This is a genomic window from Brevundimonas vitisensis (assembly GCF_016656965.1).
In the GTDB taxonomy this organism is placed as follows: domain Bacteria; phylum Pseudomonadota; class Alphaproteobacteria; order Caulobacterales; family Caulobacteraceae; genus Brevundimonas; species Brevundimonas vitisensis.
The window spans coordinates 859,044-878,199 of sequence record NZ_CP067977.1 but is presented as its reverse complement, the minus strand read 5'-3'; the positions used below and the strand labels follow the sequence as shown (position 1 = coordinate 878,199).

General features: G+C 61.9%; 12 protein-coding genes. 6 read left to right on the top strand and 6 right to left on the bottom strand.

The annotated features are described in order from the left end of the window. Window positions 1-104: 104 nt before the first annotated feature. On the bottom strand, window positions 105-1,631 hold the full coding sequence (locus JIP62_RS04365; protein WP_201103696.1) for a hypothetical protein: 1,527 nt from the start codon (window positions 1,629-1,631) through the stop codon (window positions 105-107). Window positions 1,632-2,050: 419 nt separating this feature from the next. On the opposite strand from JIP62_RS04365, the gene JIP62_RS04360 reads away from it, so the two are divergent. The 6 genes from JIP62_RS04360 (at window position 2,051) to JIP62_RS04335 (ending at window position 14,431) form a co-directional block, all read left to right on the top strand. Beyond that, entirely contained in the window at window positions 2,051-2,929 is an 879-nt protein-coding gene (locus tag JIP62_RS04360; protein WP_201103695.1) for a hypothetical protein, read from the top strand. A 43-nt stretch (window positions 2,930-2,972) separates the two neighbouring features. Next, entirely contained in the window at window positions 2,973-4,001 is a 1,029-nt protein-coding gene (locus tag JIP62_RS04355; protein WP_201103694.1) for a hypothetical protein, read from the top strand. A 388-nt stretch (window positions 4,002-4,389) separates the two neighbouring features. Beyond that, entirely contained in the window at window positions 4,390-7,638 is a 3,249-nt protein-coding gene (locus JIP62_RS04350; protein ID WP_201103693.1) for a helicase-related protein, read from the top strand. Next, entirely contained in the window at window positions 7,635-8,309 is a 675-nt protein-coding gene (locus tag JIP62_RS04345; RefSeq protein ID WP_201103692.1) for a DUF4391 domain-containing protein, read from the top strand. The genes JIP62_RS04350 and JIP62_RS04345 overlap by 4 nt, the downstream gene beginning before the upstream one ends. Window positions 8,310-9,407: 1,098 nt before the next feature. After that, on the top strand, window positions 9,408-11,369 hold the full coding sequence (locus tag JIP62_RS04340; RefSeq protein WP_201103691.1) for a site-specific DNA-methyltransferase: 1,962 nt from the start codon (window positions 9,408-9,410) through the stop codon (window positions 11,367-11,369). 5 nt (window positions 11,370-11,374) lie between these two features. After that, window positions 11,375-14,431, top strand: coding sequence for a restriction endonuclease (locus JIP62_RS04335; protein ID WP_201103690.1), 3,057 nt, complete (start codon window positions 11,375-11,377; stop codon window positions 14,429-14,431). A 12-nt stretch (window positions 14,432-14,443) separates the two neighbouring features. Here JIP62_RS04335 and JIP62_RS04330 read toward each other — a convergent pair whose 3' ends face one another. The 5 genes from JIP62_RS04330 to JIP62_RS04310 all read right to left on the bottom strand — a co-directional run bounded on the left by JIP62_RS04330 (window position 14,444) and on the right by JIP62_RS04310 (window position 19,149). Beyond that, the gene (locus JIP62_RS04330) at window positions 14,444-16,573 is read right to left on the bottom strand and encodes a recombinase family protein (RefSeq protein WP_201103689.1); all 2,130 of its coding nucleotides are present in this window, start codon (window positions 16,571-16,573) and stop codon (window positions 14,444-14,446) included. Next, a complete protein-coding gene (locus JIP62_RS04325; RefSeq protein ID WP_201103688.1) occupies window positions 16,573-16,941 on the bottom strand; it encodes a recombinase family protein in 369 nt (122 codons plus the stop codon). Before JIP62_RS04325 ends, JIP62_RS04330 begins: the two co-directional genes overlap by 1 nt. After that, window positions 16,938-17,576, bottom strand: coding sequence for a recombinase family protein (locus JIP62_RS04320; RefSeq protein WP_201103687.1), 639 nt, complete (start codon window positions 17,574-17,576; stop codon window positions 16,938-16,940). Before JIP62_RS04320 ends, JIP62_RS04325 begins: the two co-directional genes overlap by 4 nt. Window positions 17,577-17,901: 325 nt before the next feature. After that, on the bottom strand, window positions 17,902-18,666 hold the full coding sequence (locus JIP62_RS04315; RefSeq protein WP_201103686.1) for a hypothetical protein: 765 nt from the start codon (window positions 18,664-18,666) through the stop codon (window positions 17,902-17,904). 57 nt (window positions 18,667-18,723) lie between these two features. Then, entirely contained in the window at window positions 18,724-19,149 is a 426-nt protein-coding gene (locus JIP62_RS04310) for a hypothetical protein (protein ID WP_201103685.1), read from the bottom strand. Window positions 19,150-19,156 lie beyond the last annotated feature (7 nt).

Here is a 19,156-nt window from a genome sequence, read left to right as displayed (position 1 = left end):
GTTCTTGGCTGGCGGCTTAATCGGACAGGAGGCGTAGCCAAGTCCATGAGCCTTAGGTCATCGTATCCGAAGCTCCTGTTCGTCCAAGACACCCAAGCTATTGGTTAATGCCAATCCCCAGGCGGCTTCTCGACCTTCAGGAAATGCTTCTCGAAGGCTGCGATCAAACTTGGATCGTGGGTGTCCTGACAGTTCACATAGAGTTCGGGGCCAAGACGGACTTCGATCGAATAGCGATCAGCGTTGATCAGGGCCTTGGCCCTGGCAAACAGCTTGAGCGCATCTTCACTCAGGCCGGCGGTCGACCAGAATTCAAACCTAACGGCGAGGTTTCGCCAATCGGGGTGTTCCTTGATCTCGCGGAAGCACGTGGGGACGTTGTGATGAAGCCACCGCTTGAACAGATCGTCGGGGATGGTCGCCCGGGGACTGTATCCCTTGCACTCGATCACGGTGATCGATTGATGGCTCGTGATCGCAATCACGTCGGCCTCAGCCTTCGCGGGGGTTCCGGTCGTCGGCTTGAAGGTGCGATTCATCTTGATGTCAGTGGAGATCGTCTTGCGGGCGATCTCCGCGGCGAGATATTCGAACAGGGTCCCCCGGAGCTGGATGGACGCCCCTTCGATCTTTCCAAGCTTGCTGAATAACTCGTCGAACTGGTCAGCGTTGATGATGGAGTGGGCGGCGTTCTCCAGGACGGACGTCAGTTGGCGAAGGCCGGAAGCGACGTCTTCTCCGAAGAGCGACGCCGGCGTCGCCGGGATGATCCCGTTCTCCTTGAGAAGCTGAAAAGCCGCGCCGTCGTAGCGGTCCGCCACGAAGATCTGGAGGCATGCCCCGACCTTGCGCAGGGTCCGCAGCGTCTGGCACTTCCGAACGAAAGGCGCGACGCCGGCGAGCGTCATCGACTCCCCGAGATGGACATCGCACGCCACGAAACCGTTCTTGCGTGTCCCGTCCTTCCCGGTGCGGACCATGGGACCCAGGTAGGATGGGGCGGAGAGGTCCCAGAGGAAGGTGCCGACTTGCGGGGCGGGATCGTCGCCCCGGATCGCCACCTTGCCGTAGCTCACAATCCCGGTCTTCTTCAGCCAGTCCTTCACCGCCAGAAGCAGGATGTTTTCCGTCAACAGGCGCGCTCGAACATGTTCCGCCCACGCCTCGTAATGACCGTCGCCCTGAATGAGGGCGATGCATTCACCTAGGCCGCCCACGGTGACCTTCGTCAGCAGTCCCGCCTGGCTAAGTCGAAGGTAAACCGTTTCAGGCGAGAGATGCCGAGACTGCCGGAGCGGGCTGCCGCAAACGATGGGGAAATGAGCCGTGGGCACGAGACCTTTACGCTGGCGAAGCGCGGCGATCGCGTAGCCGTAGGCCGAACGTGTCGAGATCAGCGCAGTCGTTAGGTTCGCCCAGTACGACGGCGACCCGAACTGCTGCTGCAAATACAGGAACCGAGCTTTGTGGGGGAAGGTGATGCCGGCGAGACGTTTGACATTGGGTCCCGCGCGGGAAACGCGTTTGCGCGCCGCTGGAGCTTCCGAGCCAGCCTTGATCAAATGCGCAGCTACCTCGCTCGAAAGCGCGGGGCCGTAGCGTTCGAGATATTTCTCGACAGGATCAGGCATCGCGGCCCCGAAATGTCACACAGCGCTTTTAATATCATGATACATGACAAGACGCAGCTGCTTTCGAAGCGACGAGATTAGAGCTGTTTTTAAAGGGAAAAATTGCTTTGTGATGTCGAGTCAGGCGGGGTTCTGTCACGACCTTCCAAATCTACCGGTCACACGGCTACCAAAATCGCTGGGTCGGCCGGGGGCAGACCCTCAACGATCCACGCACCGAAGGTCCGCTTTAAGCGGAGCAAGGATGTCCGCTGTTGTCGCATAGCGTGAGCCGCACGGTTGTATAGACGCAGCGCGGCGACGCGGTGAACATGCGCTCTGATCTCGCGACCGACGACCGCAGTCCCATTCACGGCGCTTGAAGCTGGACAGGCGGTGGACGTCGAAGCACACAGTGAGCGTCACAGAAGCGGACACGAATGCTCGATCGAAACGAAGCGCGGCGCCTCCACAAGGACCTCGTCACGACGCTAGGAAAACTGGACTGGCAGCTCCTCATCGCCAACGACGGGGCGCAATTCGGCGCCGATGTCGACCGGGCGCGCCAGGAAGTCGGTCCTCTTGCGTGCGACGTCACGGACCTGCTTCGTGCGCTGGTCAACCTCGACCGCGTGGCAGAGGGCGTGCGCGCCGACAGCGAAGCTGCGATCCGACGTGCGGGCCAAAACATCGACGAGACTGTTGAACTCATGAGCGGCGAACATGTCGAGGCCTGGAGCGAGGAGTTCCGGGTGACCTTGGAGTTCACCCGTCTCGCTGAACGCCTGAGTCGTATCTACGGCCTTCATGCGAACCCTGAGGACTACATTTTCGCGAACCGCGCACAGAAGCTCCTCTACCAGATGTGCGGCCAGATCGGTGCCACCGTCGAGCATCTCGTCGCCAAAGAAATCTTGGCGCTCCCAAGCCGAGAGGACCACGTCAAGCACATCCTCTATGCGACTTGTCGTGCGGCGTTCCCCGACGCGCTTCCGGACGGAAAAATCGTGTTCCGGGGGCTGTTGCGGGGCTACAAGCCTGACCTCGGCGTGCCAGGTCTCAAGACGTGCGTCGAACTCAAGCTCGCGCGCGACCTGAAGGAACTAGCGTCAGTCCTCGACCAAATCGTCATCGATCAGGGAAACTACGGCTCGATCGACTACACGACCTTCATCTCGCTGATTTACGCGACCAGCAAGGAGGTCACGCCCGCGATCGCCCAAGCGGCCATCCAGGAAAAGATGGAGACGCTGGGCGCAAATCCGCGCTTCGCATGGACAGCCTTGGTAACGCAGGGCGTCTTGGCCCCAAAGTCATGACCTGATGGTTGAGGCTGGCGCAGAGACCGGAGCAATCGACCTGATGATGGCCTTTCCGGCCGGGGACGCGCCGAGTTTCGAGGGTTTTATCAAGTTCAAGCTCGCGCATGGTCTAGGCTACAGCGTATTCCTCCCCGACGCGCTCTTCCTGCCGCGCGGGGACGAGTGGCGATGGTTCGAGCCCAAGATGTTCGATCCGCCGGTCCTCTCGTTCTACCAAGGCGCGGCCTACGCGCAGCTTGCCGTGGAGACATCTGGCGGCGATGAAATCCTCGTGGCCACCACGGACGACCGGTTCGTGGCGCGCTTCGACGACCGCTCGCAGATCTTTCGATGCCGCGTTGCCGGGCAGCCTGACCTGCTCGATCGCAGCACCGGGCGGGCGCATCAACGACCCGACGGCGGTTTCGACCTCGACCTGTTCCACCACACGACTCAAGTGGCGCTCGAGGCGATCAAGGCGAGCGGCGAAGTGTGGGGTTCGGCCTGGAACGTCCGCGGAAACCGCAAGCTCGAGAACGTCGCTTATGCCTATTTCACGAGCCTCCCCAAGATCACGAACGATCTTGACCTTCGTGCGATCGCGATGGCCTCGGACGGCGTCATCTACTTCCTGTTGGACGACCATACGCCGCCGGCAGGCGTTGTGCCGCTGAAGGTTTACCGCGAGACGACGGCCAATCGGACGGCGACGCTCGCGCTACGTGTGCCCTGCGAGGCGGTCGCGGGCCAGCACGTTTGGCGGCACGCCCCGGAGGCGCGGGGCGTCTTCTATGAAAGCGCCCACCCGGCGATCTATCGCGTCGGCTTGCGGCCTGCCGCGAGCCTCAAGTTCCACGACAATGTCGCCGTGATTGACCCAGCAGTTATCAAGCGCTTCGACTATGCGGTGGTGGGCGACGCGACCCAGCCCGACGGCATACTGGCACCCTACGAAGAAGAGGCGACCAACAACATTTGGAAGGTCGACGCGAGCCTCGACGTCGACCTCCTGACGTTCTGGCGGACACGCCCTAACCAAGACCATTTCACGGATGGCGTCATTGAGGTCCTCGAGCTGGGGCCAACTTAGGCAGCGGGCGATCGCGACATCCCTACAAACGGGCCTTCGAAAGTCCGCTCTCAAGCCGGTGCCCAGCGTCCGCTCATGGCGCAGAGTGGCAGCCGAGGGTTTAGAATAGAGATGCGACCTCAAAGGAGGTTGGCCATACGCCAGTCTGACCTGTTTGTCTCAACCTAGGCTCGAAACGCAATCGAGGCGGAGCATTCACAGGACTTGCGCCTTCGAACGGTTGCGAGGAGGCCCGCGGCCCGCCAACGGCCTAGTGACAGCTCACGGTACCTGAATAGTTCGGTGGGCTGCGTCCGTCCGGCGGCAGGTACCTGCCCACGCCTTCGTCCACGACTATGGCGGCGCATGAACGGTTGTGGTTCGGAGTGGAACGCGGTTCAGTCAGTGTATGAAGATCATCGACAACGTATCCGAAATCCTTGGCGACGACCTAAAGGACGAGCTGCGTAGGAGCACGCAAGCGAAGGTTAGCGCTGCCAGCTTTTCAATTCACGCCTTTGCGGCGCTAGAACCAGCTTTGCGCAACCTCGCCGCGTTAGACTTTATCTTCACCGGGCCGTCCTTCGTGACAGACGGCGGAGGCCGAGCGTCGCATCGGGAATTCCTGATCCCACCGGTCATGCATAGGCGCGACCTCGGGGGCACGCCCTTCGAAATCCGCCTGCGCAACCAGATGACCAGTCGGGCGCTGGCGCGGGATTGCGCGGCGTGGATACGACAACGGGCGACGTTCAAAGCCAACCCAGGCAACCCCATTCCCTCGTTCATGTGCACGCGGGGGGATGAAGGTGCGGGCGCCGTTTACGCTGGACTCCAAGGCCTGACCGCAGCCGACCTGGGCTATCAGCCCGGTCACCTCACCATGATCAACAAGACCGACGATCCCGTTTCATTGGATCGGTACGTTGGCCTTTTCGACCAGCTTTGGAACGACCGCGATCGCCTGGTCGATGTGACCGAGGATCTTTGTCGACAGCTCGAGCGCGTCTATGCCGAAAATCCGCCGTCGCGCATTTACCATCTGATGCTGTCGGTGATCTTCAGGACGTTCCTGGAGGATATCAACGAAGACCTCCTACCGAACGAACGGACCGGCTTCCGGGAGACCAAGGTCTGGAACACGCTGTTCAAGTTCCAGCAGGACGCCGCGCTAGGCCTGATTAACAAGCTGGAGACCTACAACGGCTGCATTCTCGCCGACAGCGTGGGCCTGGGAAAGACGTTCACCGCGCTGGCGGTGATCAAGTATTACGAGCTCAGGAACAAATCGGTACTCGTGCTCTGCCCCAAGAAGTTGGCGGACAACTGGCTGACCTACAACCGCAACCTGACGACCAACATCCTGGTCGAGGATCGCTTCCGCTACGACGTGCTGGCCCATACCGATCTGCTCAGGACGCGCGGGTCAGCTTTCGGCATGCCTCTAGATCAGGTGAATTGGGGCAATTACGACCTGGTCGTTATCGACGAGTCCCATAACTTCCGGAACGACGACGCCACCCAGGAACAGGGCGAGGCGGACACTCGGTATCGAGCTCTGCTCAACCGCGTCATCCGCGAAGGTGTACGCACCAAGGTGCTGATGCTGTCGGCCACGCCAGTGAACAATCGCTTCAATGACCTTCGCAACCAGCTGGCGCTCGCCTACGAGGGCAACAGTCGGGCGCTGTCGGAGAAGTTGTCCAGCGGGCAGAGCGTGGAGGAAATCTTCCGTCAGGCTCAGCGCGCGTTCAACGAGTGGCAGGAGCTACCGGTCGACGAGCGCACGCCCGCCGCCATCATGGACCGGCTGGACTTCGCTTTCTTCGAGCTTCTCGACAGCGTCACCATCGCCCGGTCGCGACGGCACATCACCACGCACTACGACACTGCCGAGATCGGAAGCTTTCCCCAGCGGCTGCCGCCCCGGTCGTTCAGTCCGGCGCTGACCGCACGCGACGACGTGCCCAGCTTTAAGGACATCTATGAGGAGCTCACGCGGCTGACCTTGGCGGTCTACGCGCCCATCACCTACGTCCACCCCAGTCGGGCGGCCCGCTACGGCGACATGTACGACACCGAGACCGCCGGTGCGCGCCTTCGGCAAGCAGACCGGGAGACGGCCATCAAGTCGCTGATGCGAGTGAACCTGCTAAAGCGGCTGGAGAGCTCTGTGGAAGCCTTCCGCCTCACACTGGACCGGCTGGGCGGGGTGCATCGGGAGACGCTGGCGGCCATCGAACGCTTCGAGCGTGGGGGCGCGGACGCCTTAGCGCTGGAAGCGGAGGTCGAGGTCGATCCCGATGATGATGACGGCGCCTCGGCCGGGCTGGAGCGTGGTCAGGTTCGCGTCGCCTTCGAGGACATGGACCTGGTCAGTTACAAGCGCGACGTTGAGGCGGATGTGGCTGTGATCGAGGCGCTGCTCGATGTCATGCATCGGGTCACGCCGCGCGATGATGAGAAACTGCAGCACCTCATTCGTTTCGTGCAGGACAAGGCGCGCGATCCGATCAATTCCGGCAATGGCAAGCTGCTGATCTTTACCGCCTTCGCCGACACCGCCGAATATCTCTATCGCGAGTTGAAGCCCGTGCTGGAGGCTGGCGATGGGCGCGCGCTGGCCTTGGTGACCGGTAGCGGTGCTCCGAAGACGACCTTGGGCCAAGGGTATGATTTCAGCGCCATCCTGACTCTGTTCTCGCCGGTATCGAAAAAGAAGGCGCAGATCCCACGTCTCAAGGGCGAGGCCCGCGACATCGACGTGCTGGTCGCCACCGACTGCATCTCGGAAGGCCAGAACCTTCAGGATTGCGATGTGGTGGTGAACTACGACATTCACTGGAACCCGGTTCGCATCATCCAGCGCTTCGGCCGGGTCGACCGCATCGGCAGCACCAACGACCGAATCCAGCTGGTCAGCTACTGGCCGAACATCAGCCTGGACGACTACATCAACCTGAAGGACCGGGTCGAAGGCCGTATGGTCATCGCGGACCTAACCGCGACCGGAGACGACAATCCCCTCACGGCCCGAGAAAACGATGTCGAGTACCGCCGCGACCAGTTGAAGAAGCTTCAGACTGAGGTGGTCGATCTTGAGGACGTCCGGCAGGGCGTCAGCATCACGGATCTTGGGCTGAACGACTTCCGCATGGACCTGGTCAGCTATATACGAGAGCACGGCAGTTTGGATGACGCCCCGCTGGGCATGCACGCCATTGTCCCGGCCAGCGACAAGCTTCCGGCTGGTGTCATCTTCTGCCTGCGCAACCTCGACGCTTCGACCGAGCTTCGTGGCCACAATAGGCTCCACCCCTTCTACCTCGTCTACGTTCGCGAAGACGGGTCCGCCCTGGTCCGTCATACGGAGCCGAAGCAGGTTCTCGACTTGCTTCGCGGCGCGGCGCGCAGCCGGACCGAGCCGGACCCGGCTCTTTTCGAGCCTTTCAACAAGGAGACAGACGACGGGCGGCGGATGGAGCGATATTCGGATCTGCTGAACTCCGCCGTGAATTCGATGGTCCAGGTGAAAGAGCAGAAGGATCTGGACAGCCTGTTCTCCGCCGGCCCGACCACCGCGTTGGTCGGAGAGGTGGCCGGCTTGGATGATTTTGAGCTCATCGCCTTCATCGTCGTCCGGCGGACCGAGGTGTGAACGCGCTCTACGCTTGGCCCGAGGCCGCCCGGGTAGATCGACGTATTCCTCGCGATCAGCTTTTTCGCCGCGCGGGCGGGGGAAAGACCATCCGCGCCCTTTATGAAGCGCAAGTCGACCGCATCGACTGGGCCTGGAAGCTGTTCGAGCGGAGCGTAAATCTGCCGGCGGGGGGAGGCGTCTCGGAGATTCAGGTGATCCAGGTGATGCTGAGGGCCGACGGTCTCGATGAGCGGGTGCTGACGCATATCGATAGGGCCCTGCCGCGACAGACTTGGTTCGAACTGGTTCGTAACACCCTGGACGGCGCCGAGGTGCAGGCCGTCGCCGCTTTCAAGCGGACCAGCGCGGCAGATCAGAGCCGCGTTGTGACGCATGAGCATTGGCATGGCGGGTGGGCTCCAATCGAAACGTCGCGGTCTCCGCTGCCTCCTGCGGTGACGTTAGACGGCCTGTATGCTGGGCTCTTGCGCAGCCTGTGGCCCCACCCGGCGCGCGATCATGAGGGTCTCAGGGCGCATGCTGAACGCTTGTCCGAAGTCGCGGCGCAGGCCAAAGCCGTGGAACGGTTGCGGTCGGCGGTGAGACGCGAAGCGGACTTCGCGCGCCAGATCGAGAAAAACCGGGAGCTGCGGGCGGCGCAAGATCGACTGAAGATGCTGATCATCTAGCATCAATAGTCTAGTTTAAAGCGAGCGGATTGCGCGATGATATTCGATGATATGATTGATCGGCCTTCTCAAGACACACTAGACCGAGTCTTAGATGGTCATAGGATTGACTTGATTGCCCCGTTCGCGCGCAGAGGCCCACTGCTGAAGCTAGACCCGGTGAAGCATCAGCGTGTCCGTATCATAACGCGGCTCCCAAGACAGTCTGATCCGGTGCCTCTGAGGCTGGACAACGATCCACGGGATTTCTTACTCTTGTGTTCGCGGTTTGGTAGATCGGTCCAGATATTCGGAATGCCAGACGTTCATACAAAGCTGTATATGAATGGCAATGAAGCGTTCTTTGGTAGCTCTAACTTCACATCATTTGGCTTCGGGAGCAGGCCTGAATCTCTTGCCGTTGCGTCCGATCGGACAACGTACGCGTCCCTTTCTAGAATGTTCGATAACTATCTATCAGGATCCGAAAGGCTTAGCCAAAGATACTTGGGCCGCCTCACAAATTTACTTGTTCAGGGGAGGGTTAGCTACACTGCCACGCCGGAGCAGCCAGCCCAGCTGAGACGAAATCCAGCAGCGGATAGCGAAGCAGCCTTCCGACTGTGGTTGTCAACACAGGGCGGCGCTGATCCTGACTACATAGAGGCGCGATTTGATCCCGACGCGGGCTACAACATGAGAGGGCACACTCAGTCTGCGCTTCCCGGCATCAGAGAGTTCCTCAGGCAGAACCTCGACTTGATACCAAGTTTGGCGAGCCAAGCCTACCGACCCATGACTTTCTGGTCCGCAAACCGAGCCACCAAGCTCCGATTTGCGGATTTCGTGCGTACCCAAGGGCACCGCTTCCCGGGAGGAGCCGGCGGGGAATGGCGTAACAAGCTTCCGATCTCTTTGGGCGGTAGGCCGGTGCGGAATGGCGTAGAAGGGGGGCGCGGCAGTGGCCTCGTCGCCCGAATGTTGATCTATCTCTCACTTTACGCTCTGGAGGCGGGCTTCTAGCTCCGCCCCCTGTCGCGGTGTCCGTTCCGGGGCGCCATGAAGTGGCCATGGTGGCCAAAAACCGCGAGACGCAACGCGCCTGCTCTGGATCTTTAAATGCCGATCGAAAAACTCACTACAACTTCGGTGGACCTGACGCGGCAGAACATCGCTCGACTGGCCGAAATGTTCCCGGAATGCGCGACTGAAGGACCGGCCGGGTCTGCGTCTGATCGCGGTGAGCCCGTCATTGATTTTGACTTGCTGCGCCAAGCCCTGTCCGATCATTTGGTTGACGGCCCTCAGGAGCGCTACCGGTTAGACTGGCCCGGAAAGCGCCAGGCGCTGCTGACCGCCAACTCGCCGATCGATAAGACGCTGCGTCCTATGCGCGAAGACAGCGTCGACTTCGACATCACCCGCAACCTGTTCATTGAGGGCGACAACTTGGACGCCCTGAAGCTGTTGCAGGAGACCTATCTGGGCAAGGTTAAGATGATATACATCGACCCGCCCTACAACACGGGCAGAAATCTAATATACAAGAACGACTATTCGGTCAGCCGCGCCGAGTTTCTCGAATCATCGGGCGACGTTGATGAAGAAGGGCGCCGGCTCTCAACGAACCTACAGACGAATGGACGATTCCATTCCGATTGGCTGTCATCCATCTATGCCCCTCTCCGTCTGGCAAAAAATTTGTTGGCAGAAGACGGTGTCTTGGTATGCGCAATCGACCAGAACGAGGTTTCAGCTCTTGACTTAGTTCTGAAGGAAATATTCGGGGAGGGTGCTAAGGAATATATACCTGTCGTACTCGTTCACAATCCGCGAGGCGTGCAGGGGAAAAACTTCTCTTTCACCAACGAATTCGCCCTTTTCGTCGTACCCGCGGGCAGAAAGCTTATTCATGATCGCGTAATCGAAGCCTCGAACGTCGATTGGAGTCATCTCAGAAACTGGGGCGGGGAATCCGAGCGGTCTGATGCAAAGAACTGCTTCTACCCAATCCATGTCAGGAACGGCGAGATCGTTGGGTTCGGTGATGTGTGTTCTGATGACTACCACCCTGCTCAAACAGAGTGGGAGGGCGATCTCGCCCTGGTCTATCCGATCGATCGCGAAGGAACGGAACGGAAGTGGCGCTATGCCCGCCAATCTGTGGATGGCATTCGCGAGATGCTGCGCGCGCGACGCACGGCGTACGGCTACGAGATCGAAATCGGAAAAACGTTCGGTCTTCAGAAGGCCCTCTGGGACGATAAAAGATATGACTCGAATGAGTACGGGACCAAGCTCGTAAACACGCTCATCGAGGGGGCGGGCTTCACCTATCCGAAGAGTCTGTGGACCATCCGCGACAGCATAGACGCCGTCTGCCGGTCCGATAAGGACGCGATCATTGTCGACTTCTACGCGGGCTCCGGAACCACGGCGCACGCCTGTATCGACCTGAACGCTGCGGACGGCGGGTCAAGACGGACCATTCTGGTTCAGGCACCGGTAGAGATTGATGCTGAGGACAGGTCGGGCGATGTACGGTTCGATACGATATCCCAGCTATCGCGGGAGCGTATCCGTCGCGCCGGAGCCAAAATCCTCGCCGACAACCCCGACCTCAAGGGCAAACTCGACGCGGGCTTCCGCGCCTTCCGCATCGACAGTAGCAATTTCCAAGACACCCGCGTCGCGCCGGATCAGGCGGCCCAAGCGATGCTCGACGGCCTGATCAGCCACATCAAGGACGATCGGACCGACGAGGATCTGCTTTTCGGCGCACTGCTGCGCTGGGGGGTGGACATCACCCTACCGGTGCGCCGCGACGAACTGCTGGGCCGGACGATATGGATAGTCGACCCGCCGGCCGAAGGCGTCGAGGGCGCGGCCCTCATCGCTTGCTTCGCGCGGCCTGCGAACGGGCAGGGCGGCATCGACACCGAGCTGGCCGACGCTCTTGCGGCGATGAAGCCATTGCGCGTCATGTTCCGCGACGACGGTTTCGTCTCGGACGCGGCCAAGGAAAACGTCGCCAGCCGCTTTAAGCAGCGCGCGCCCGACACCGCCGTGCGGGTGCTGTAGGCGCCATGACCGTCCAGCAGTTCAAGCCGCTCGACTATCAGCGCGTGGCCGCCGAGGCCGTCGTCGATTGTTTCGAAGGCCAGCCCCGCGTCGAAGGACTGAGTTATCAGATCGACCCGGGACGTGAGCGGTCAGCTCAGATGGCGCTGATCGGCGAGACGGGCTTCCGCAATGCGGCGGTGCAGCTGAGCGAAGCTCAATTGCTGGAGAACGTTCGCCGGGTGCAGATGCGGGAGCATTTGCCGCCTTCGGACAAACTGGTCTCCACCCGAGCAGCGCCGATCAATTTCGATGTTGAGATGGAGACCGGGACCGGCAAGACCTACGTCTACATCGACACCATGTACCGGCTGTACGAGCGCTACGGGTGGTCGAAATTCATTGTCGTCGTGCCGTCGGTCGCCATCCGCGAGGGGGTGTTCAAGACTTTCGCGGACACCGAGGCGCACTTCCAGGAACGCTATGGGCACAAGGTCCGGCGCTTCATCTATGACAGCGGCCGGCCTGAGCCGATCCTGGCCTTTTCGGACAGTCCCGGCCTGCACTGCATGATCATCAACACGCAGGCCTTTGCCTCCGAGGTGAACGCCGAGGGCAAGGAGTCCAAGACGCTGCGGATGTTCCGCGAGATGGACGCCTTTCAATCGCGCCGCCCGATCGACCTGATCGCGGGCAATCACCCCATCCTGATCCTTGACGAACCTCAGCGGCTGGAAGGCGCCAAGACCCAAGAGGCGCTCAGCCGCTTCAGAGCGCCCATCGCCCTGCGCTTCTCCGCCACCCACAAGACGCGCCACAACCTGGTCCACCGCCTAGACGCGCTGGATGCTTACACTCGCAAGCTGGTCAAGCGGATCAACGTCCGCGGCGTCACCGTGAAGGGTCTGACCGGCGTTCACGGCTATCTCTATATGTCCGACATCCGTGTCTCGGCCGACAAGCCGCCCGAGGCGCGCGTCGATATCGAAACCGTCCTCAATGCGGGCAAGGTCAAAAGAACCGCCCGGTGGCTCAAAAAGGGTGACGACCTTCACAACTTGTCGGGGGGGCTGGCCGCCTATGAGGGCCATACCGTTGCCGACATCGATGCAGTGTCCCGTACCCTGAGCTTCACCAACGGCGTGGTGCTAGAGGAAGGCCGGGTTCAGGGGCAGGCCGACGAGGCCGCTGTCCGGCGTGTCCAGATCCGCGAAACCATCCGTGCTCATTTCGAGCGCGAGCGCTTGCTGTACCGGCGCGGGATCAAGGTGCTGTCGCTGTTCTTCATCGACGAGGTGGCCAAGTATCGCCGTTACGATGACGCCGGCGCCGTGGCGGGCGAGTACGCCAGGATTTTCGAAGAGGAATACGCCGCCGCGATCGACGAGCTGCCGCAGCTCGACCCCACTGACGAGGCCTGGTTCGCCTATGTGAAGCGCGACGATCCCGCCAGCGTGCACGATGGCTATTTCTCCATCGATAAAGCGGGACGGCTGACGGACCCACCCGTCAATGCGCGGGGGGACGAAAAGGGCGAGGCCAAGGACGTCTCGTCCTATGACCTGATCCTGAAGAACAAGGGCCGGCTTCTGTCGCTGGATGAGCCGGTGCGGTTCATCTTCTCGCATTCGGCCCTGCGAGAAGGCTGGGACAATCCCAACGTCTTCACCATCTGCACCCTGAAGCAGTCGGACCACGAGATCGGCAAGCGCCAGGAGGTTGGGCGCGGACTGCGCATCAGCGTCGACGACTTCGGCCGCCGCACGGATGGGCCCGAGGTTCACGACATCAACGTGCTCACGGTGGTGGCGTCGGAAAGCTACGAGGATTTCGCCAAGAGCTTGCAGGCGGAACTGACGAAGGCTCTGGAGGGGCGCCCGCGCGAAGCCAGCGTCGCCTACTTTACAGGCAAGACGATCCTGACCGCGACTGGATCTCGTGAGCTTATCCGGGACGAAGCCAATGCCCTGCATCGTTGGCTGATCAGAAGCGACTTCATCGACGAGCGAGACCACATTACTCCGGCGTGGCACGAGGCGAAGGCTACGGACGCCCTGCCGCCGTTGCCCGAGAGTTTGGCGGCGGATGCGGAGGGCGTCATCGCCCTGGTTGACACCGTGTTGGATCAGAGCGCCCTGTCGCGGATGACAGGAACCGCGCATGGGACCGTCACGCCGAGCCTGCGCCGCGCGAACCTTGAGAAAGCGGCGTTTCAGGAGCTGTGGTCGCGGATCAATCAGCGCGCGGTCTACTTCACCGATTTCGACACGGATCGCTTGGTGGCTGCGGCCACGCGTCGCCTCGATCAGGATCTCAAGGTCGATCGTCAGGTGATCATCGTCTCGGGAGCGGAACTCAAGACGGACATCGGCGTCGAAGACGTCCGTGCTGGGAAAGGCTTCCAGGAAGAGAAGGCACGCTTCCAGCACGAGCAGGCGGCGGTCGTCACCAACGTGCGCTACGACCTTGTCGGAGAACTGGCAGGGCTCACTCGGCTGACGCGGGGCACGGTGGGCCGCATCCTGAAAGGCGTTCGTCAGGACACCTTCGCCCTGTTCTCCAAGAACCCGGAAATGTTCTTACGCGGCACAGCCGAACTGATCCGGCGGGAAAAGATCGCCCTCGCCATTGAGACCCTGCGATACGAAAAGACCGGCGAGGCTTACGACGTCGCCATCTTCGACACCGATCGGCGCGACCTGCCGGTAGGTGCGGTGCTCGCGGCCGGCAAGCATGTGCTCGACCATGTCGCGGTGGATTCATCCAAGGAGCGCGCCTTCGCGCAGCGACTGGAAGCCGCCGACGAGGTGGTGGTCTATGCCAAGCTGCCCAAGGGGTTCTCAATCCCAACGCCCGGCGGTGGGTACAACCCGGACTGGGCCATCGCGGTGGAGACGGCCGAGACGCGCAGTCTCTACTTCGTCGCAGAAACGAAGGGCAGCGCGCTGAAAGAGGCGTTGCGAACCGACGAGAAGCAACGCATCGATAGCGCAGCTGCCTATTTCCGTGACGTCGCAGACCGGGTGACCTTTAGCCAGGTTGCAGACTACGACCAGCTCATGCAGCTGATCACCAACGGCTAGGCTGACGCTCGATCAGATCGGCCCCATCGTCGGCAGCGCCGCGCCGTCGGACTGGCGCGGGCCAATGATGACGACGGCGGCTTCCGGAGCGCTAAGGCGGATCACAGGAATAGGCAGGTGCATCGCCGGAACAGGCGCCATCATTGCTCGCTGGATCCAGGCCTCATCCGATCGGTCGATATGGTTCCACACCCATCCGCTACGGGCAGGGTCGAAGCGGACCGCGCGAATGTCACCGGCTTTGGCGAGATAGCGTGTCGCATTCAGGGCGCGGGCGACGTGGGGGCTGCCGGGCTCATAATCCGGCGGGCAACCCGGGTCGCGCCCGTCGGCAGCGGCGAGGGCATCGACGATCATGCGACGGGTGACCGGAATGTCGGAATCGTCCAGCAGCCGGGCGATGGTAGCCAGATCGACGTACGTCTGCTCGTCAAGCCGGTTATCTTCCGGAATATAATCAACGTAGTAGCTGAAGGTCAGGATCGCGAGGTCCAGTATCGTTCCCGGACGTGAAGAATGCTGGATGACGCGATTTGGATCGGCGAGATCCACCAGTGCGGTAAGGGGCCCCTCGACCGTGACCCTGACTGGGCCGCAGCCGCGCTTATCCGGGCGGGCGGCTTCGATGGGCGTGATCGTCACCTTGTCGATCAGGGCCCGCAACTGGTCGCGAGCGCTTTGAGCGTCGCGATCCTTTCCGTCCAGCGCCAGGCGCAGGTCGTCCAGCAGCACGTTGAGGCGTTTCACCACGGTCTCGGCGTCCATGGGCGGCGGCACGGGGCGAAGTTGTGCGCGGACTTGGCGCTCGGCCGCTTGGCGTTCGGTCTCCAGCCGCGCGACCTCTTGGTAGAACAGGCGCGTTGCGACATCGGCGGCAGGGCCCGCCGCTCGGCCCGCGAGGACTTGGGCCATCACGTTGTCGATCTGGCGTGTCAGTTCCTTGACGCGCGCCTGGGCGGCCTCGGACTGCGCAGCCTGAGCGGCGTTCAGCCTGTCCAGCTCGACCCGGTGCGCTTCCAGATAGGGTTCGATCAGGGAGGGGCGCAGCAAGCGCTCCTTCAGGCCCATCAGGACGATCGCCTCCAGATCCTCGCGAGCCACGCGCCGGCGATTGTCGCAGGTGCCTTCGCGGGCCGAGCCAATGCAGCTCAGCTTGTCGGAGACCACCGAGTAAGGGCGGCCGCAGACACCACAGCGCACCAAGCCGGACAGCAGATAATCGGGACGGCGCTTGTCGCGAAAGGTCGAGGGGTTGGAGCGACGGGCCTCCAGCCGGTCCTGGACGGCTTGGAACACCTCGTCGTCGAGGATGCGCAGGTGAGGCACTTCGATGACCAGGCGGTCGGCCTTCGCCGTGACCTTGGCGATGGACGTCCCCTTGTGACGGTTGTGCTTGGTGACCGTACGGCCCCACTCATTGATCCCGACGTAGAGCCGGTTGCGGAGGATGCCGACGCCGGTGTCTCTATTTCCGTAGATCGCTCCAGGCTTCCAACGGCCGCCGCGAGGGCCAGGGATACCCTCGGCGTTCAGCGCCTTGGCGATGTCGAGCGGCGTCATGCCGGACAGGTAGTCGTTGAAGATGCGAACGACGATTTTGGCCTGATCCGGATCGATTTCACGCAGACCGTTTTTGCCATCCAGCGACACCACTCTGCGGTAGCCGTAGGCGACTTGGCCGGAGATGCGACCGTCCTTAACCGTGCCCTCTTGGCCCCGCCGGGTCTTTTCCGCCTGGGCTTTGAGCTGGCGGGCGTTATGAGCAGCCTTGAATGCCACCTCCATGTCCGTCACCGGGCCGGACGAAACCGTGCAGACGGTGATGTCGAGGGCCTCCATCTCCTCGACCATGCCATGGGCGCCGGACGCGCTTCGACTGAGGCGGTCAAGGTCCTCGATCAGGATGATGGAGAACTCTTGACGGTCAGCCGCGGCCAGCATGTCGAAAAGTCCTGCCCGGCCGACCATGGTAGCGCCGCTACGGGCGGCATCGTGGTAGGCGCCCGCCTCCACCCATCCGTGCCGCTCGGCGTAGGCCCGACACAGGGTGAGCTGGTCCTCGATGGACTTAAAGGTCTGATGGTCGGTCGAATAGCGGGCGTAGACGGCATAGAGCGAGCCCGGCGGCGGGAAGGCGTTCATCAGCAGGCCCTCCGAAGAGCGCTCTCGGCCGGAGCCGCGCCGGCCGGCGTATGGACACTGACGCCGTCGTACTTCAACTCCATCAGAAAGCCGGGGAGGTCCGCGGCGCTACAACCAAGTTGGCTCAAGTCGCTAATCACGAGAATGGAGAACTCTCTCCGGGCGGCAGCGCCGAGCATTTCGAAGAGGCCGGAGCGTCCGATGACAACCGACCCGCTGCGCTGGTAGTCCTGGTAGGCGCCAGCTTCAGCCCAGCCTTGCTGATCCCCATAGGTGCGACACAGGATGATTTGGCCTTGGAGGGACTTTACCGCCTGTTGCCGCACATAAATGGCGTAGCGGGCGTCCGCCGGAACGGCGGCGGTCAAGAGTTGATACCCCGGCGGATGAAGCCGCGGTCAAACGGACCCGCCGTGGTGTGAAGGACGACACCCAGCGCCTCCAGTTCCGTCGCCAGCTCGTGGAGGAGCGGGACGCGCCGGGCCAGCCGGTCGAGATCTTCGACCAGCAACACATCGTAGGCGCCCGCACGGGCCTGAGCCATCAGGCGGTCCAAGCCGGGGCGAGATCCCGACAGGCCGCTGACACCCGAATCCCGGCAGATCATGGCCGTCTCCCAGCCCTGGCTTTCGGCGAAGGCCTCGCAGCTGCTCACCTGGTCAGCGACGCTGTCAGGCTCGGCCTGGTTCACGCAGGCGGAACGCGCATAGATCGCACAGCGCAGAGATTCGAGCGTGTGCTGCGAAGCCTCGTTCCCTGCGGCCTGCAGGGTCACCAGCCGGCCATTCTCGGCGCAGGCGACAACGATTTCGAACTCGCCGATCGAGAGACGCTCGACAAGCTGATTAAGCCCTTGTCCAGCCCGCGAGCTGGCGTCGGCGTATTGGTCGTCGAGGACAGTGACGACGCGAAGCCCGGCTTGGCCAGCGTAGCGGCTGCAAGCCGAGAGACGTTCGGCCGTGGTCGGAGCGGCCTGGGAGGCGGTGCGTCCGCGGGGCATCATTGAGCGCCTCCCGAACAGCCGACACACGGTTGGTCCCGAACAGAGGCCCGCGCGCTGATCCGCGCCAACGACAGCATCAGGGGCAGAAGCCGGGCGTCGTCGGCGTCGAGACGCCTTCCTTTATGCCGCTGATCATCAAGTTCGCGCCGCCGGCTGAGCAGGCGACCCAACGAGGCGTCACCGCGAATGGGCTGAGGATCGAAGGCAGGCGGATCGTCCGCCCCAACGCAAGTGGTGGAAACGGGAGAGGCAAGGGGCATCGAGAAGCTCCGTCATTGTGAGTGGAGCTCCTATTAAGATGCCGGCTTATTGTGAGTCAAGCTCCTTATGAAGTCGGCGCGGCTATAGGCATGTCATTCACGGCTGCGTGCAGGGCTGTGAGAGTCGGTAGGCCGATTTCAATCGTGATGAGGCAGTCCGTTTCGCCGGAGGAGTTGGACTTCCGTGCGCCATCGTCGCTCACGGCCCCGACCCAGGCGTCGGCAGGCGCATAATGCTCATGGAAAGCTTCGATCTCCTCCAGCCGCTTCCATGGACGACCTAGGTGGATTTCAGCGGCGAGCCCTGGGACGTAACTCACGATGCGAAGCGCACGAGCATATCCAGGCCTGAAGGCCCCACCGGCGGCGTTGGATTTGACGACCATCCATTGCATCGAGAACTCGGCCTCAGAGACGCCTTGAGCTTCCTCCTCCCACTCCTCCATGTACGTTTCGTGCCATTGAGCGATCAGAGGTGCATTGGCGATCAGCCTTTCCACTGCGTCGGCGAAGCTGATTTTCTCCCGTAAGAACTCCATCCACTCGGGCATTTCCTCGCGCTGCGTGTCGCGCAGGGTGTCATTAGGATCGGGCACTAGGGAACGCAGGTTGTGGACCGCGGCGACGGCGCCTTGCGGACTGCTGTCGCCACAGACGGCGAGAAGAAGGGTCGCAGCGTCCCTCTCGGTCATGACCGCAGCCCCCACCCCGCGCTTGGACGACACGATCAGTCCCGCGTCTCGCACCTGGCGGGCGATGTGGGCTATGGTGGGTCGGCCGCGGCGATCATATCGGGCGAGGGCGTCGATGAGCGTGGGAAGGCGTGCCAACTTCGTCTCCTGAAAAGTCAGCCGCTTCTTAGGTCATTGTGCCTTCCACACCAAATGCTAGGGCGCCATCGGCTTGGAGTGCATGAGGCGAACGGACCCTTCGGGAAATTCGAAGAGCTCCGGCCGTTCGACCGCCTGACGCTGGCTCTTCAGCGGGCCATAGAACATGAGCCGGTCATCACCGTCGAAAAGTCCGAGCTGCTCCACCAAGCCGCTTCCCGGAATTTTGAAGCTAAAGCTGTGGGGAATGACCAGCGCCTTTGAATCCACTCGCCGCCACAACACCGGCCGGCGCTCACCTGAGGTTCGTGCGCTTTCCATAAAGCCACGGCCGTGAAGGTCAGGGCCCTGGGTGAGGAGGCTGGCGAACAGCCGCTCTGGAAGGTCGCGTCCGTCCGCGAGCTCCGTCGCGCGAAGGGTAGCGCTGAACGGTCCAATCAGGTGAAAACGGGTGGGCATTGACGGCGAGGCTGAAAGGCTCATGAAGTTC